This is a genomic window from Siminovitchia fordii DSM 16014 = CIP 108821 (assembly GCF_000374565.1).
Classification (GTDB): domain Bacteria; phylum Bacillota; class Bacilli; order Bacillales; family Bacillaceae_C; genus Siminovitchia; species Siminovitchia fordii.
Window position 1 is genome coordinate 594,581 of record NZ_KB894685.1, and the last position, 16,712, is coordinate 611,292.

Here is a 16,712-nt window from a genome sequence, read left to right on the forward strand (position 1 = left end):
TATGGTTAAACTTTAAGTGTTTAATTGACCATCTTCTGTGCTTCACGAAGCTGATACGTCCTCACTTTACGCGGTAGAAAACGCCTGATCTCGTCTTCGTTGTATCCTACTTGAAGACGTTTCTCATCAAGTATGATCGGTCTGCGCAGCAACCCTGGATTCTTTTGGATGATATCAAACAACTGTTGGAGCGGCAAAGAGTCTAAATCGATATTGAGCTTTTGGAATACTTTGGAACGTGTTGAAATAATTTCGTCCGTGCCGTCCTCAGTCATCCGTAATATTTCTTTGATTTCTTCAAGGCTCAATGGCTCGGAGAAGATATTGCGTTCTGTATATGGAATGTTCTGCTCTTCTAACCACGTTCTAGCTTTTCTGCATGATGTACAGCTTGGTGAAGTGTATAATGTAACCATATTTTAAGCACACTCCCATTTTATTTTGAAATATATTAAGGGTTGATTTTGATCAGTTTTAATAAAACCAGCCAGATTAAAATCGGTATTATGAAACACTTTATATTATGTATTATACACTATTTATTCCTTAATGAATAGATTTTTTTGGAATTTTTATATACTGTATTCCTCCCTTCTTTTATTCTGTTATAGTACCTCCTTAACATATTGTTACCCTTCAAAAGAGGGATTGAAACTCCCTCTTTTGATTTTCCTTCATTTAATTTAACCTGTTTCTATTTTTCCATTCCTGCTTTCATTGCTTTTATTCGTTTTCCGGAGTGTAATCTACACCTGGAGAGTATGTGTTCCCCGCATTCCATAGCAGGTACTCTTCAATTCCAGAATCGTACAGGGCTTTGATTTGAGCCTCCACTTCTGCTTTTCCATATACGCGGTAGTTCCCGCTCCCTAAGTATGACGCTGTGAAATCTTGCAGCCATGGCCGTGAGATTGGAGGATTTTTCAATTCCGAAAGCTTTTGATTTTCGACTTTCGCATATTCACGGATAAGTTTATAGGGTTCCAAATCCGGTTTGGCTATACCAAAATAGGATGTCCAGTGGCTTGGGTAAATCATGGATGAAATGACATCTACATTTTCGGATATTTTGCTGAAGTTCTGCCCGATTCCCGGCGCTTCAGGCAAGGTAGCGGTGTAACCAAAAATATCCACTGAAACTTTGACACCATAAGGCTTTAATTTTTGGCGGGCGTATGCAACAAAATCAGTAACCGCATGAACGCGTTTTTGTACATTATCCTCTTTCATGTCTTTGTATTCGCCCATTCCATATTTGAGCTGTTCATCCCGGTTTTCAAATCCTTCCGGAAATCTTACATAGTCAAACTGGATTTCCTTAAACCCAAGCTTAGCTGCTTCGATGGCAATATTGACATTATAATCCCAGACTTCTTTTAAAAACGGATTGACAAATGCTTCTCCCCGGCCGTTAACCCAGACCTTATCCCCATCTTGGAAAGAGAGTTCGGGCTTTTCTTTCGGAAGAATAGAGTCTTTGAAAACTACGATTCTAGCAATCGGATAAATCTGTTTCCCTTCCATTTTTTCAAGCATGGCTCTAGGATTTTTTATGTAGCTTTTTCCGATCTTCGCAAATGGTGAATCTTTGTCACCTTCAAAGGTAACATTGCCCCAGTCATCCTTGATATCTATGACCATCGCGTTTAAATCCGTTGACTCTACCAGTTTCATTAATTCCTCCAAACGGCTTCCCCCTGCCGAGTGTCCTGTTACATAAATTCCACGAACAGCATCCGGATATTCAAATGTTAAACCGGAATCGTATACAAACCGGGGGGATTCCAGAGGAAGTGGCTTCATCGCTATCGCATTTTCCCTCATCGCATTGGAGGAGTGAATTTGTTTGGCTCCCTGCGCCATCACCGGTTGGCTTGTAAGCGTCAACATACCGATTACTCCGGCTGTAGCCATCAGCTTTCTAAAACTCAAGATGTTCTACACTCCTTTTTATGTGGCGAAACTATATTTCCGTTAATTCATTACTATTTTAGCAATAATTTCTTGAGAATGAAATGATTGTTTTGTACTGCACTTCTAGCTCTAAAGTCGGATGAATCCGTCCATCAGCTTGATTGTAAATAAACCAACCGTTATAATTATTAGGATAGTTTAAGCCCTGCTTCTCCATGAAATTGATATTTCTCGGAATGGAAAAATTAAAAAACAGCAGGATGAATACATACAATTGATATAGAAAAGATGAAGGAATACGGATACCATGATGGTATAAGTGGATGTCATTCGACTATGCTTTCGGTGCCGGATGATTAACTATCAACATAAATTTTGATATCTTTTTCAGCGCCCTTCCCTTCAGACTTCCCTCAAAAACGAACATGGAGGGCATTTGCGCTTTTAGAATAATAGGAGGATTACATATGAAAACGATTTTTTCAGGAATTCAGCCTAGCGGTGTCATTACCCTAGGCAACTACGTCGGGGCAATCAGTCAATTTATTGAACTTCAACACAATTATAACTGCTATTTTTGTGTGGTTGACCAACATGCTATTACGGTCCCTCAGGATCCGATGGAGCTTCGCAAAAACATAAGAGGATTGGCTGCACTGTATGTCGCTGCCGGTCTTGATCATAAGAAAGCCACTTTATTTATCCAATCTGAAGTACCCGCCCATGCTCAGGCAAGCTGGATGTTGCAGTGCCTTTCTTATATTGGCGAGTTGGAAAGAATGACGCAATTCAAGGATAAATCAACAGGAAAAGAGGCAGTCTCAGCAGGCCTGTTGACATACCCGCCATTAATGGCTGCAGATATCCTTCTGTATGAGGCTGATCTTGTACCTGTAGGAGAGGATCAGAAACAGCACTTGGAACTTACACGTGATCTTGCTGAAAGATTCAATCGGAAGTATGGGGAGATTTTTACAATCCCTGACGTGCGCATCCCTAAGGTCGGAGCAAGAATCATGTCATTGCAGGAACCGACAAAGAAAATGAGCAAATCCGATTCCAATCAGAAAGCTTTCATTACGTTGCTCGATACGCCAAAACAGATTGAGAAAAAAATTAAAAGTGCCGTTACGGATTCTGAAGGCATTATAAAATTTGACAGGGAAAATAAACCGGGTGTATCCAATCTTCTTTCGATCTATTCCATTCTATGTGGAAAAACGATCGAGGAGCTTGAAAAGCAATATGCCGGAAAAGGTTATGGAGACTTCAAGGTAGAATTAGCCGATGTTGTTGTCGAGGCCTTATCCCCTATTCAAGAAAGATATCATGAACTCGTTGAGTCAAAAGAACTTGATGACATCCTTGATGAAGGAGCCGAAAAGGCAAAACAGCAGGCAAATCGAATGCTGAAAAAAATGGAGAATGCCATGGGCCTTGGCAGATAAGAAATGCGATATGGGTAAAAGGCGGTTCCATAGCCACCATCTCAATTTAGGTTGACCCTAAAGCTCGCTATTTTTTACTTTTAAAAATAAAATGAAAAAATTCCCCTTTGATTGACAAGGGGAATTTTTTCATTTCCGAGACTTGGATTAATTAACTTTTGAATCATATTCCATTTCCCAAAGTTTCTCAAAGAACGGCTGTCCTTTCACCATATTTTCACAAAGGGATTGATGTTTTTCCGTCCAACCCTCTTTCGTCTCTTCATATAGATTCTTCCAGACACTCTCAAAGTCCATCGTTTGAATCTCTGTATAGAGATGCGGGCACCATTCGGTATACCAGTATCTGACTTCTGCAGTATTTTTGGAATTGTACAACTGGTCAAGTGCCATAAATAGAAGCTGTTTTAAATGGCGCTCTCTGCGTGTCAAGCCTCTCATTAAGACAGGATCGGGTGATAATATATGAAATTCTTTCGTCCTGCTTTCCTGTTTACACTTATACTTTGTCGGTTCATTTTCTTCAATCATTTCAAACACAAGCTGTTCCTGGCGGGGAATCAGCCTGCTTTTTCTGAGCGGGATCGAATATCCCATCGTATCCACCGCAAGAATACCTTGTCCATCTGTAACGACAAAACAAGAATCCAGCGCTATTCGCTCATGATTTTTTCTCAAATAAGCTTTTTGGTAAATATCGTTCAATAACTCTTGAGGTATGTCGGTCATATCGTTTTCAATCATGTCGAATAAGAGGTGCTCGATATACAATAATGGTACTTGATCGAGAAGCTCGATGACATCTTCCCCTCTTCTCCATTCATGAAAATGGCATACGTTATATCCATTCTCTTCCCCTTCAAACCAGTTGACCCATACATCATGAAGATAAAGCATCCTTAACCCCTCACTTCATAACTATTTGTTTTTCAGTATGGGCAGGCTGCAGTTAATTTATTCCTGTTAATCCATCATCGGGAAAAGCGATCATTCCTCTGGATTGGACCCGTATATGGAATACCAGATTAAGATAAGGCCGACAATAAATAAATAACATTCAGGACGCCTGCCAATATACAAAAAATAATATGAATAGCTGTATCCCATCGGCAAGAGGTTCATATATGCGATAATATTGATTCCACCAGCAACAGATAAACTAAATCCTATCAAGTAAATTATGCCTCTGAACAGCATTGCAGTCCCCCGGAACATCGTTAGTGACAGGCTTGTCTACCATCATATATATTCAAAAAAGACCCTTTCATTACAGAAAAAGAAAACGGCCTCCATTCATTCGGAAGCCTGCTCTGTCTCACCGTAATAAGTATTTTTATCCAAAAGAATTTTTTCTGAAGGAATGTTAAAAGACTCTTGTACAGTTAAAGGGTGCTTCCCTTCATATCCCATTATGATGTCCGCTCCCAATGCATATCCCATCATTCTGGGAATGCCCTTTCTCCCAAATAGCAGATCATCATGAAAAGGGTGTTTTTTACTCAACTGTAACCGCTCTTTATATACCCGATTCCAGTAATGTTGAAGATGATCCCGTTCATATAATCTCATCCAGTCAGCTGTATACTCCTTGCCGCAATACTTTTGAACTGCATGCTCTGCGAGCCCCTCAAAAATGAGAGAGTCAAGCAGATTATAATCTTCAGGATCTTTGTTGTATCGGTTCATCCGTGCAGCATGGTGATATTCATGTACAAGCAGAGATTCCCAAATTTTCACATCATCAACAGGAGAAAGGAACAAAAAGATTTTATCCGGAAACGTTAAGCCTGAACGCCCTTTCATCTCCAACATAAATTGGCGCGTTGGTTCAATCGGAAAAATATAAATGTCAACATCGGGGCCTTTCCATAACTTTTTATATTTTTTATAGTATTTCTCTACATGCTGCCATGCCTCCTGTTCTTTTAATCGGGTAAACATTTCATATGTTCTCCTTGATGGCTGATACATACCAAACCTTCTCAAATATTGATAGTATTGTGCATGGTTTTCAACGTCAGGAGAAGCAAGATTACATAATTCCAGCGGGTTGAAAAAGTGTTCATCCATCCAAGCATCTGTCTGGATTACCCCCATTTGGCATCCCTCCCTTCATATCCTACGGATGAAATCAAAAAAAGTGCGTAAAAAATACAGCTCCCACATTTTGGAGCTGTATCTTAACAATTTATTGTTGGAACTGCTTTAAGCCTAGCATTTCGGTGGGTGAAGCATGGAGCTTTAGCCTGAGTTCCCTTTGCTTTTCTTACGCATGATACTTTTTGAACACAATCGTAGCGTTATGTCCGCCAAATCCGAGCGAGTTGCTGATCACCGCGTTGATCTCTTTCTTCCTGGACTCATTAACCACATAATCAAGATCGCAATCAGGATCAGGCGTTTCATAATTGATTGTAGGCGGAAGGATACTGTCTTTAATGGCGAGTACTGAGAAAATCGCCTCAACCCCTCCAGCAGCACCAAGAAGGTGGCCAGTCATTGACTTTGTCGAACTGATTGCAAGATTGTATGCATGATCTCCAAACACTTCTTTAACAGCCATCGTCTCATATTTATCATTGTATGGTGTGCTTGTACCGTGGGCATTGATATAGTCAATCTCTTCAGGAGCAAGGCCAGCGTCTTTAATGGCGATGTTCATTGCCCTTACACCGCCTTCGCCCCCCGGTGCCGGAGCTGTAATATGGTATGCATCGCCAGTAGAACCGTATCCCACAATCTCCGCATATATTTTTGCTCCTCGGTTGATTGCATGTTCAAGTTCCTCAAGTACGATTACGCCTGCGCCTTCTCCTATTACGAAACCGTCCCTGTTCAAATCAAACGGCCTGCTTGCCGTATTAGGATCAGGATTTGTAGAAAGAGCGGTATTGGCACAGAACCCTGCAACGGACATTTGCGTGATCGGAGCCTCTGCTCCTCCGGCAATCATTGCGTCTGCATCTCCACGTTGTATGACTTTAAAGGCATCGCCAATGGAGTTTGTACCTGTCGCACATGCTGTTACGGTACAAGAGTTGACTCCTTTGGCTCCGAGATAAATAGAGACTTGTCCAGTAGCCATGTCAGGAATCATCATTGGAACGAAGAACGGACTTACACGGCGGTAACCCCTCTTTTTGAAAATGTCAAACTGATTCTCGAGGGTTTCCATCCCTCCAATACCGGAACCGATCCATACACCGATCCGCTCAGCATTGTTATCATTGATATCCAATCCGGCATCCTTTACAGCCATCATAGCCGATGCAAGTGCATAATGGGTAAACCGGTCCATTTTCCGAGCATCTTTTCTTTCAATAAAATTTTCAATCTCAAAATCCTTAACTTCAGCTGCCACTTTTGCTGAATAATTATCAGGATCCAATCTAGTAAGAGGACCGACTCCTGTCTTTCCAGCCAAAATATTATTCCATGAAGTTTCCACATCATTTCCTACAGGAGATACGGTTCCCAACCCTGTAACTACAACTCTTCTTTTCATTTTGCTCATCTCCTTTTCTGCCCCTCTTAAGAAGATATTTTTTTAACGGCCCCATCTCATGGCAATGGCTCCCCATGTGAGCCCACCGCCGAAGCCGACCAACACGATCAAATCATCATCTTTAATTTTGCCAGCTTCCACTTCATCAGCTATGACCATGGGTATAGATGCGGAAGATGTATTTCCATATTCGTGGATCTTTTTGGACATTTTTTCTTCAGGCAATTCCAGCCTTTGTCTTGCGGCTTCCATAATCCTGATATTTGCCTGGTGGGGAATTAATAGATCCACATCATTTTTCGTAAGACCTGCTTTCTCCAATACTTTAACAGATGACTCCCCCATTTGTCTTACTGCAAACTTGAAAACTTCCCTGCCATTCATCATAATATATTTTTCCTGATATAGATACTGGCCTCCTGTACCGTCAGCACCTAAGTCAAAAGCTAGTACGCCCCTGCCTTCAGAAACTGGTCCCATCACTACTGCCCCTGCACCATCTCCAAAGAGAACTGCAGTATTTCTGTCATTCCAGTCAGTGATTTTGGAAAGTTTCTCTACACCGACAACCAAGATGTTTTTGCAAGATTTAGTCTCAATGAATTGCTTCGCAGTTGCCACCGCATACATGAATCCAGCACACGCGGCGCTTACATCCATAGCTGAAGCATTTACACAGCCAAGTCTCGGCTGAAGCATACAGGCAACAGAAGGGAAGGAATGGTCAGGCGTCACCGTCGCGACCAAGATCATATCAATCTCTTCCGGACCAACCTCCGCATTTTCGAGGGCCTTTTTTGCAGCTTCATAAGCCATGTCAGAAGTGTTCACATCATCCGATGCAATTCTTCTTTCTTCAATGCCGGTGCGTGTCCGAATCCATTCATCGGAAGTGTCCATCATGTTTTCAAGCTCTTTATTGGTCAACACCCGTTCGGGTATGTACTTTCCGACTCCAATTATTCCAGCATTCATAGAAAATGTCCCTTCTTTCCGTTCCATATGAAGATCTAATTTTTGTTATCTTATATTAAGACTTGGTGCTAATTATAACATTTGTTGATTATCGTGTCACGACTATTTCAATTGTTGTTTTCTAACAATTTTTGTTTTTCCATAAGAGTGACCACCTCTTTGGCGGCATCGGACAGAATGTTTTCATGAAATCCAGATGCATAAGCATCTGAAGGACAGTACTCCATTACATTATGGATTTTCTTTAAAGCTTCAAAAAGTCCATTCAGCTTTCTAGCAAATGAAGTCTGCTTTCTCTCTGTGACAGGCGGGTGAATCACAAACAGTGACTCTTTAGTTTTTGTTCGTTCCGAAAATCTTTCCAGCTGAAAGATCAGCTGGTTCCTTGCGTTTATATTGCTTCGTTTTAGATAATCTACCGTCGGTATAATATAAAGGCAATGTTCACCATTTAATATTTGTTGAATGGAATCCTCACTATTCTCCAGCTCCATATATCTTAAATTTGCATTTCTACCGATCAGAAGCCAGTTTTCTTCCTGCTCATCCGTTATCCATTCAGAGTGATCTATCGCACATACATCATAGCCTTTTTCAAGTAGCTGGGAACATAACTCAAAGCCGAAAGGCTGACAGGCTCCAAATAACACAGCTGTTTTCATCTTGGCATCCCCTTTCCTATTTCTAAAATTATCGTATGCAAAGTTGACAAGGACTGACCTCTTTTCACTCTTTTGTAATGGATTATTGTACCGTAGAATTTGTTTATGGTATACTAACTTGGTGGATAATAAAACTGATTATGTAATTACATAGAGAAGTTCTGAAATGGGGGGAATACAGGTGAGATATCTGCTGACAATTTTCTGGACACTTTTGCTTGTAAACATGCTAATGTATGTAGCAGGTTCAATGGTCGGATCAAGCTATGATTTTGGAACTGCCACAACTTTGGGGGTCGTCGCAGTTATTTTGATCTTCATCATTTCTGCCTTGATACCAGCACAGCCTACAGAAGAACAATAACTCGCCTGCAAAAGGCGAGTTATTTTTTTATGCCATTCTGCCGAAAATGACACGGAAACATAATATATAGAAGCCTGGCGCAAAGAGATTGTTCATAATGATGGTTTATCTACTCTGATGTTCAACTCATCTTCCTGCAAATCAATAACAACCTTATCGAAAGGATGGACATTCCCTGAAATGATCTCCTTTGCGAGACGTGTCTCGATTTTGCTTTGCAAATACCTTTTCAGCGGACGTGCTCCATAAATCGGATCATATGCCTCACGGGCAGTGAATTCTTTCGCGGCTTCCGTCATCTCCAGTTGAATATGCTGGTCCCTCAGCCTCTCCTGAAGTTCCACCACAAGTTTGGAAACAATTCCTTTGATATTACTCATGCTCAGCGGTTTGAATAGGATGATGTCATCCACCCTGTTTAGGAATTCCGGCCGGAAAGAAGATCTTAGCTGTCCGAGAACAAGTTCCTTAGTCTCTTCATCTACTTGGTCTTCATTTTGCTCCCGTTCCAACAGGAATGCCGATCCGATATTGGAAGTCATGATGATGACAGTATTTTTAAAATCAATTCTTCTTCCCTGCGAGTCCGTGATACGGCCGTCATCAAGGACCTGCAGCAAAATATTGAACACTTCAGGGTGAGCTTTTTCTATCTCATCAAGCAGAACGACAGAATAAGGCTTCCTTCTGACAGCCTCTGTCAACTGCCCGCCCTCCTCATATCCTACATATCCCGGCGGCGCTCCAACCAGGCGCGATACCGCATGTTTTTCCATATATTCCGACATGTCTATACGGATCATCTGTTCCTCGCTGTCAAATAATGTTTCCGCCAACGCTTTGGCAAGCTCAGTTTTTCCAACGCCGGTGGGACCAAGGAATATGAAGGAACCAATTGGCCGGTTTGGATCTTTGATTCCGGCCCTTGCTCGCAAGACTGAATTGCTCACTAACTCCACCGCTTCATCCTGCCCTATGACACGTTCATGCAATATGTTTTCAAGCCTCAGCAACTTTTCCCTCTCACCTTCGACAAGCTTTGTGATTGGGATACCTGTCCATCTGGAAATGATTTCTGCCACTTCGTCTTCTGTCACTTCCTCTTTGACAAGGCGCGACTCATTTCGTTCTTGACCTTCCATTTGCTTCAGTTCTTTTTCCAAAGACGGGATTTGACCGTGGCGAAGCTCGGCAGCTCGGTTCAAATCGTACTCATTTTCCGCTTCTTCCAGTTCTCTGCGAAGTCTCTCCAACTGTTCACGTTTTTCTTGAATGCTGGAAATTTCACTTTTTTCTTTTTCCCACTTCGCTTTCATTTCATTGGCCTTTTCTTTCAGGTCGGCCAAGTCTTTCTGAAGCAGCTCGAGCCGTTCTTTGCTCGCTTCATCTTCTTCCTTCCTCAAAGCAGCTTCTTCAATTTCAAGCTGCATGACTCTTCTCGTAATTTCATCAAGTTCACTAGGCATGGAATCAATCTCCACACGTATATTGGCACAGGCTTCATCAATCACATCAATCGCCTTATCTGGTAAAAAACGATCCGTTATATATCGGTCTGACAAAGTAGCCGCCGCCACCAGAGCCCTGTCGTGAATATTGACGCCATGATGGATTTCAAATCTTTCCTTCAACCCGCGCAAAATGGAAATTGAGTCTTCAACAGTGGGTTCTGGTACAAGAACCTTTTGAAAGCGTCTCTCCAATGCTGCATCTTTCTCTATATACAGGCGGTATTCATCCAAAGTTGTCGCCCCGATGCAATGAAGTTCCCCTCTTGCCAGCATCGGCTTCAGCATGTTTCCTGCGTCCATGGAGCCTTCCGATTTTCCTGCACCAACAATCGTATGGATTTCATCAATGAACAACAAAATCCTGCCTTCGCTTTTTTTAACTTCCTGCAGAACGGCTTTAAGACGCTCTTCGAATTCTCCTCTGAATTTGGCTCCCGCAATCAGAGATCCCATATCAAGCGCGTATATTGTTTTATCCCTCAAGCCCTCAGGTACATCTTTTCTTACGATTCTCTGGGCTAGACCTTCAACAATGGCGGTTTTCCCGACGCCTGGCTCCCCGATAAGGACAGGGTTGTTTTTCGTTTTGCGTGACAAGATCCTGATAACATTTCTGATTTCCTGGTCACGCCCGATGACTGGATCAAGTTTGCCAGACTTCACTTCCGCCACCAAATCTCGTCCGTATTTCTTTAAAACTTCATAGGTTGCTTCCGGATTTTGCGATTCCACTCTCTGTCCCCCTCTGATCTCATTCACTTTATCCAAAATGCTTTCTTTTGTTATTCCATAACGTGAAAGAAAACGTGATATTTCATGATTGGGCATATCCATCAAAGCAAGGCAAAAGTGCTCTGCGGATAAGTATAGATCTTCAAAGGCTTTCATTTCCTCCTCAGCCTTACTGATGAGGGCCGATAAAGAACTGCTCAAATACTGGCCGCCTTGAACACCCTGACCAGTGACCTGAGGTTTTTGATCCAAAATTTTATCCAGCTCAAGCTGAAATTGATCTTTGGTCAACCCGAGGCGCTCATAAATCATCGAAATCAGACTGTCGTTTCTGTCGATCAGTGCCTTCCAAAGGTGCGGAATGTCCAGCTCTGGATGATTAAGTTCTCTGGCGATTTGCTGGGCTTCTGCAAAAGCCTCTTGCATGGTCAATGTCATCTTGCTCAAATCCATTTTATTCCTCCTTTTTTAAAAAGGCGGGAAAGCCTGTGTATACTCGAAAAAAATAAAAACGAAGCTGCCAAAAAGGAGCTTCGTCATACAATTCCCATTCAGCAGAATGGCAAAACGGAAGATGGTTTCTTTTCCTTGTCCAGCTGCAGTGCCCAGAGACTAGCAAACTTCACACTCCTTTCCTCGAAAAAGCTTCGCTTTTTCTACGAGGATGTTTATTCGAGGAAGTTGATTCAGTGCACTACGATAAGTCAACATCGGTTCCGACGGACAGGACGTGCTAGTGCAAGCAGCGACAGACAGGTTGTCGCGCCCTGAGCCTGCCAAAGCCACAGGTTGTGGCGGTCCGAGGCGGCCGTGTTTCCTTTATCTCATTGCGGAGTGCTCCGGTTGTACGTCGCTAAACAGGCGCTTACACATTTCTCACGTAACACCAAGCGCAATTTTTGCATAACGCGACATTTTGTCTTTTGTCCACGGAGGGCTCCAAACAATATCGACCTCCGTTTGTTTGACTTCCGGTATATCCGCCAATGCAGCTGTCACTTGGTCTACAATTACCGGCGCAAGCGGACAGCCCATTGATGTCAGGGTCATCGTTATTTTTGCTGTGCCATTTTCGTCTAGATCAACATCATATACGAGTCCAAGGTTCACGATATCAATGCCCAGTTCAGGGTCGATGACCTGTTCCAAGGCACCGTAAATATTCTCTTTCAGTGTTTCGTCCATGTTCCCCGCTCCTTTCAAATGGTTCTACCCTTATCATACCAAATCCGCTCAAAAATCAAACAGAAATGATTTTTTTATAGTAAGAACCTGCTGAACCAATCAACTGTTTTTAAAAATGCGAAACGGGTCACTTTATGCCCGGCATTTTCATCTACAAGGAAAGAAAGTCGTTCAGGAGTGTTCTCATATTCATTTTTGATTTTTTGATAAAATTCAAATGTTGGTCCGAATGGAACCACTTGATCCTTTTTGCCATGCCAAATAAGAAGCGGCCTTCCCACAATCCGCTCGGACTGAAGGGTTAAATCATATTTCCGCAATTGGGCGTATATAGCTTCCAATTCACTACTGGAAAAAGGAATGTTCATTTCTGCTTTTTCCAATGAATTGATTTGTTCGCGGGCCAAGTATTCATACGTCGGGCTGCCCATCAAAGAAACACCCGCCTTGATCCAATTATATTGGGAAAGTCCGCCGAACATCGTGATGCCTCCCATTGAGGTTCCTACAACTCCAATTTGGCTGTTAATCAATCCTCTTTCTGATAATTCTTCTTTCATTTCATTCAGCTCACGGATTGACTGAAGAACAATGTTCCAAAATTCAAAGATCAGCTTTTCCGGATTTCTGCCGTCATTTCGTTCACCATGGAGTTTTGCATCAGGAAGGATGACCCTGAACCCTCTTTCTGCAAGCAGGTAGCCGAAATGAAGATTATGTTCCTTCGCGGATGTAAAACCGTGAAGAAAAAAGACAATTGGAAGCTTTGCCTCTTTTTGTCCTTCTTTTATCACATGTAAAACCGGTATATTCCTTATGTGTTCATGATGGATTTCTATCAATCGACTCTCTCCTTCGGTTTGACATGTTGGAATCCCAATTAATGTTATATTGTAACATTCCTCATTCATTCTTACCAAAGATGAACTTTAGCTGACATTAATTGCACGATGTTTTTTTGATTCTTTCGTCCAAAATAAATTTGAACGTGTTATGCGTTCCTTCCTACCCATTTTAAAGGCGGTGTGTTGTCATGACTAAAAACAGTAAATCCAAACGTTTTACGTATCAGGGAAAGAACTCTGTTGAGCAACATGCACAACGTTTTCCTTATCGCTCCACATTAGATCAAGCAGAAAAAGAAAAAATCGAGTTTATGAAAGAATCATCGCTCGGAGGAATATAAGGTGGGAAAAAATAGACTTTTTCAAGAGGCTAGACATTTTGTTGAGCTGGCTTTGAGCAACAGTTCACCTGATGCGGTTGAAGCTGCCAAAAATGCATTGTCTTCTGCGTATGCCAATTCAACCTTGGCACAGCAACAACAGCTGCGACAACTCCAGGAAAAGCTGGACCGCATCACTTAAGAGGTCTGACCCCCAGTACGTTAATGTACTAAAGGGGGGCTGACCCCTTAATCTTTTCGGAAAAAACCAAAAACCGCCGCTGTCTCAACGATGTTTGTAAATGCTTCAGGATCCACTTCCTTAATGACATGTTCGAGCTCATATAATTCATAACGGGTTATCACAATAATCATCATGTCTTTTTCCTGGTTGGAAAAGGCACCTTTTGCAGGCACCATCGTAATGCCTCTGAACATCCTCTTATAAATGGCTTCTTTTAACTCGGGAGCTTTTTTCGTGACAATCATAGCCGTCAATTTCTGATGGCGTGTATGGATAGCATCAATTACTCTTGTCGAGGCATAGACCGACAGCAAAGTGTATAATGCCTTGTCCCATCCATAAACAGCCCCCGCTGTCAGTATGATGATGGCGTTTAACATAAAAAAGTAGGTCCCCACAGATTTGTCACTCATCCGGGAGAGAATCATCGATATGATATCCAACCCTCCAGTCGATGCCCCTATTTTCAGTGTAATCCCGATTCCGATTGCAGTGATTACCCCTCCAAATACGGCATATAGCATGATATCCGCTGTCTGGGCTTTCACCGGAATGATTTCAAGGAAAAAAGAAGTGACAACAACTGATATAAAGCTATAAATCGTAAAAGACTTTCCGACTTTGAACCAGCCCAGGATGGCAACAGGGATATTGAACAACAATAATAAAATACCCGTTGATACGCTCAATGGAGTAAACTGATTTAAAATTTTGGATAAAAGCTGTGCGGCACCAGTAAAGCCGCTGGCATAAACATTAGCCGGAATGAGAAAATAATTCATCGCAACGGCAACGAGAATCGCGCCCGCTATGATGACAACCAGTTTTTTTATAACTTCCCATAATGATTGATGACTCATTTTTTCACCCTTATTCTACGTTTTAACATTGAGGTTTCTGATGAAAGCAGATAAACTATAAGAAATGTGAAAGACGCGCAGCTTTGGGCAACAAGCACAAGACCAATTGGATGAGACAGTTCGAAAACGAACAACAATCTTTACTTGACCTTGAGCGACAACGCCTGAAGCTAGACAATATATAAAAGAACACAGTTTGTCAAAATTATTTTTTCACGGAAGGTGTATTTTTATGACATTGAAACTTTTTGCCGACAGTGCTTGTGACCTGCCACTGTCATTCTATGAGGAAAACAATGTGGAATTGATCACACTTCAGGTGCATATAGACGACAAGGAATACAAAGACTTGAAGAATATCCAGCCTGAACAGGTATATCAAGAAATCAGGGCAGGGAAAATGCCCAAAACATCCCAGGCTTCTCCTCAACAGCTCCATGAGCTGTTTACCTCCCTTGCAAAATCAGGGGAAAGCGGGTTATACATATCCATGTCTTCTGGCCTTTCCGGAACATATCAAACAGCTGAGATGGTTAAAGAACAAGTCAAAGAAGAATTTCCCGATCTGGATTTGACGATTATCGATTCCAAAGCCGTTTCTTTAGGGTATGGTTTAACCGTGATGGCTGTTGCAGAACGGATTAAAAATAATGAACCAAAGGAAGATATCATCAAATTTGCCCAATCCAATTGCAATCGAATGGAACATTTGTTTACAATCGAGGACCTGGAGTTCCTTGCTGCAGGCGGACGCTTATCGAAGTCATCTGCATTTTTCGGTGGACTTTTAAACATTAAGCCCCTTCTCCATGTGGATGATGGAAAACTGGTCCCACTTGAAAAAATCCGCGGTAAAAAGAAGCTTTTAAAGAGAATGCTCGGCCTAATGGAGGAACGGGGTGTCGACCTCGAAAACCAACTGATCGGAATCAGCCATGGCGATGATGAAGAAACAGCATTGGAAATGAAAAAATTAATCGAAGAGCGTTTTGGGACGAAGGATTTTTATATACGATTGATTGGTGCGACAGTCGCTTCACATGCAGGCCCTGGAACACTCGCAGTCTTTTTTCTTAAAAAGCCAGACTAGTGGCTCCCTGTTTTGCAAATACTAATTGTAAACATAGTAAAGGAAGATTCTCTTATGCGATACAATACATCAGATAACAACAAAAAGGCAAGGGATAACCAAGCCAGACAAGAAATAAAAAATATCCGGCACGAAGAGGAACGCAAAGCAGGAAAACATCAATATTCCAAAAAAACAGATCATCTTTAAAAGGCAGTGCAGCTTTTGCCAATCGGCAATAAGCTGCTTTTTTCTTATTGATCACTCTGCAAAAATCTGCAATTTTACTATGTGGATTTTTTCTGAGGAGTTGAATCACAAGTCAATATGGCTATGTTGTCAGGTTGTGTTACACATAAAAGCGAAATAAACTAAACATTTCCAGTGATGAAGTGTCTTCTTCAATAAAGCTTTGTGCCAATAAGGAATTACTTTCCCTTTCCTCATCCATTCTTTCATTAGCGAATGTTCCATTTTGGTCATTCGTTAAACGGGCGTTGACGCTTTTATTATTGTCCTTCCTCTCCCATTCACCTATAATGAAAGAAAAGCTGTCCGGAGGTAGATTATGGCAAAGGAAAATTCATTTGACATCGTATCCAAGGTTGACCTTTCCGAAGTATCGAACGCGATTAATATCGCAATGAAAGAGATTAAGAACCGTTTTGACTTCAAAGGGAGCAAAAGCAATATCACACTGGAAAATGATGAGCTTGTACTCATTTCGGATGATGAATTTAAATTGTCTCAGGTGAAGGATGTTTTGTTCGGGAAGCTAATCAAGCGTGAGGTCCCTGTAAAAAATATTCAATACGGGAAAATCGAGAGCGCCTTGGGAGGTACCGTCCGCCAACGTGGAAAACTTGTACAAGGAATCGATAAGGATAATGCCAAGAAGATCAATACGATCATTAAAGACAGCCGTTTAAAAGTTAAAAGCCAAATCCAGGATGATCAAATACGAGTCACTGGAAAAAATCGTGATGATCTGCAGCAAATTATCAGTGCCATCAGGTCTGCAGACCTTCCAATCGATGTCCAATTCATCAACTACAGATAATTGAATTGAATATTTCAA

Annotated in this window: 19 protein-coding genes; 6 read left to right on the plus strand and 13 right to left on the minus strand. The window is 41.8% G+C overall.

Going from position 1 to position 16,712, the window contains the following annotated elements:
• Positions 1-20 precede the first annotated feature (20 nt).
• Positions 21-416, minus strand: coding sequence for a transcriptional regulator SpxA (gene spxA, locus C509_RS0102985; protein ID WP_018705420.1), 396 nt, complete (start codon positions 414-416; stop codon positions 21-23).
• A gap of 307 nt (positions 417-723) precedes the next feature.
• Positions 724-1,932 carry a putative glycoside hydrolase gene (locus tag C509_RS0102990; protein WP_018705421.1) on the minus strand — a complete coding sequence of 403 codons (1,209 nt, stop codon included), beginning with the start codon at positions 1,930-1,932 and terminating at the stop codon, positions 724-726.
• 449 nt (positions 1,933-2,381) lie between these two features.
• Here C509_RS0102990 and trpS point away from each other — a divergent pair, with 449 nt between their 5' ends.
• Entirely contained in the window at positions 2,382-3,362 is a 981-nt protein-coding gene (trpS, locus tag C509_RS0102995) for a tryptophan--tRNA ligase (RefSeq protein WP_018705422.1), read from the plus strand.
• A 147-nt stretch (positions 3,363-3,509) separates the two neighbouring features.
• Here trpS and C509_RS0103000 read toward each other — a convergent pair whose 3' ends face one another.
• From C509_RS0103000 to C509_RS0103025, 6 genes are all read right to left on the minus strand, one after another.
• Complete coding sequence (locus C509_RS0103000; protein ID WP_018705423.1) at positions 3,510-4,259, minus strand: YjbA family protein; 750 nt, start codon at positions 4,257-4,259, stop codon at positions 3,510-3,512.
• A gap of 90 nt (positions 4,260-4,349) precedes the next feature.
• Positions 4,350-4,559: a YuzI family membrane protein gene (locus C509_RS0103005; protein WP_018705424.1), complete on the minus strand. Its 210-nt coding sequence runs from the start codon at positions 4,557-4,559 to the stop codon at positions 4,350-4,352.
• 96 nt (positions 4,560-4,655) lie between these two features.
• On the minus strand, positions 4,656-5,459 hold the full coding sequence (locus C509_RS0103010; RefSeq protein ID WP_018705425.1) for a DUF2268 domain-containing putative Zn-dependent protease: 804 nt from the start codon (positions 5,457-5,459) through the stop codon (positions 4,656-4,658).
• A 169-nt stretch (positions 5,460-5,628) separates the two neighbouring features.
• A complete protein-coding gene (fabF, locus tag C509_RS0103015) occupies positions 5,629-6,867 on the minus strand; it encodes a beta-ketoacyl-ACP synthase II (protein ID WP_018705426.1) in 1,239 nt (412 codons plus the stop codon).
• A 42-nt stretch (positions 6,868-6,909) separates the two neighbouring features.
• On the minus strand, positions 6,910-7,842 hold the full coding sequence (locus C509_RS0103020; protein ID WP_018705427.1) for a beta-ketoacyl-ACP synthase III: 933 nt from the start codon (positions 7,840-7,842) through the stop codon (positions 6,910-6,912).
• A gap of 107 nt (positions 7,843-7,949) precedes the next feature.
• Positions 7,950-8,504 carry a hypothetical protein gene (locus tag C509_RS0103025; RefSeq protein ID WP_018705428.1) on the minus strand — a complete coding sequence of 185 codons (555 nt, stop codon included), beginning with the start codon at positions 8,502-8,504 and terminating at the stop codon, positions 7,950-7,952.
• A 181-nt stretch (positions 8,505-8,685) separates the two neighbouring features.
• On the opposite strand from C509_RS0103025, the gene C509_RS0103030 reads away from it, so the two are divergent.
• The gene (locus C509_RS0103030) at positions 8,686-8,868 is read left to right on the plus strand and encodes a YjzD family protein (protein WP_018705429.1); all 183 of its coding nucleotides are present in this window, start codon (positions 8,686-8,688) and stop codon (positions 8,866-8,868) included.
• A 92-nt stretch (positions 8,869-8,960) separates the two neighbouring features.
• Here the strand turns inward: C509_RS0103030 and clpB are convergent, their stop codons facing one another.
• From clpB to yjfP, 3 genes are all read right to left on the minus strand, one after another.
• Positions 8,961-11,564, minus strand: coding sequence for an ATP-dependent chaperone ClpB (gene clpB, locus C509_RS0103035; protein WP_018705430.1), 2,604 nt, complete (start codon positions 11,562-11,564; stop codon positions 8,961-8,963).
• 423 nt (positions 11,565-11,987) lie between these two features.
• On the minus strand, positions 11,988-12,296 hold the full coding sequence (locus C509_RS0103045; protein ID WP_018705432.1) for a metal-sulfur cluster assembly factor: 309 nt from the start codon (positions 12,294-12,296) through the stop codon (positions 11,988-11,990).
• Between the two features lie 74 nt (positions 12,297-12,370).
• The gene (gene yjfP / locus C509_RS0103050; RefSeq protein WP_018705433.1) at positions 12,371-13,138 is read right to left on the minus strand and encodes an esterase; all 768 of its coding nucleotides are present in this window, start codon (positions 13,136-13,138) and stop codon (positions 12,371-12,373) included.
• Between the two features lie 191 nt (positions 13,139-13,329).
• Here yjfP and C509_RS0103055 point away from each other — a divergent pair, with 191 nt between their 5' ends.
• The gene (locus C509_RS0103055; RefSeq protein ID WP_018705434.1) at positions 13,330-13,482 is read left to right on the plus strand and encodes a hypothetical protein; all 153 of its coding nucleotides are present in this window, start codon (positions 13,330-13,332) and stop codon (positions 13,480-13,482) included.
• 1 nt (position 13,483) lies between these two features.
• Positions 13,484-13,663 (plus strand): DUF3813 domain-containing protein, encoded by a 180-nt coding sequence (locus tag C509_RS0103060; protein WP_018705435.1) that lies wholly within the window; start codon positions 13,484-13,486, stop codon positions 13,661-13,663.
• A 47-nt stretch (positions 13,664-13,710) separates the two neighbouring features.
• Here C509_RS0103060 and C509_RS0103065 read toward each other — a convergent pair whose 3' ends face one another.
• Complete coding sequence (locus tag C509_RS0103065; protein WP_018705436.1) at positions 13,711-14,565, minus strand: YitT family protein; 855 nt, start codon at positions 14,563-14,565, stop codon at positions 13,711-13,713.
• A 232-nt stretch (positions 14,566-14,797) separates the two neighbouring features.
• Between C509_RS0103065 and C509_RS0103070 the strand changes: the two genes are divergently transcribed.
• Positions 14,798-15,655 carry a DegV family protein gene (locus C509_RS0103070; RefSeq protein ID WP_018705437.1) on the plus strand — a complete coding sequence of 286 codons (858 nt, stop codon included), beginning with the start codon at positions 14,798-14,800 and terminating at the stop codon, positions 15,653-15,655.
• Between the two features lie 52 nt (positions 15,656-15,707).
• Here C509_RS0103070 and C509_RS26350 read toward each other — a convergent pair whose 3' ends face one another.
• Positions 15,708-15,866, minus strand: coding sequence for a hypothetical protein (locus C509_RS26350; protein ID WP_169509164.1), 159 nt, complete (start codon positions 15,864-15,866; stop codon positions 15,708-15,710).
• Between the two features lie 336 nt (positions 15,867-16,202).
• On the opposite strand from C509_RS26350, the gene C509_RS0103080 reads away from it, so the two are divergent.
• Positions 16,203-16,694 (plus strand): YajQ family cyclic di-GMP-binding protein, encoded by a 492-nt coding sequence (locus C509_RS0103080; RefSeq protein WP_018705439.1) that lies wholly within the window; start codon positions 16,203-16,205, stop codon positions 16,692-16,694.
• Positions 16,695-16,712 lie beyond the last annotated feature (18 nt).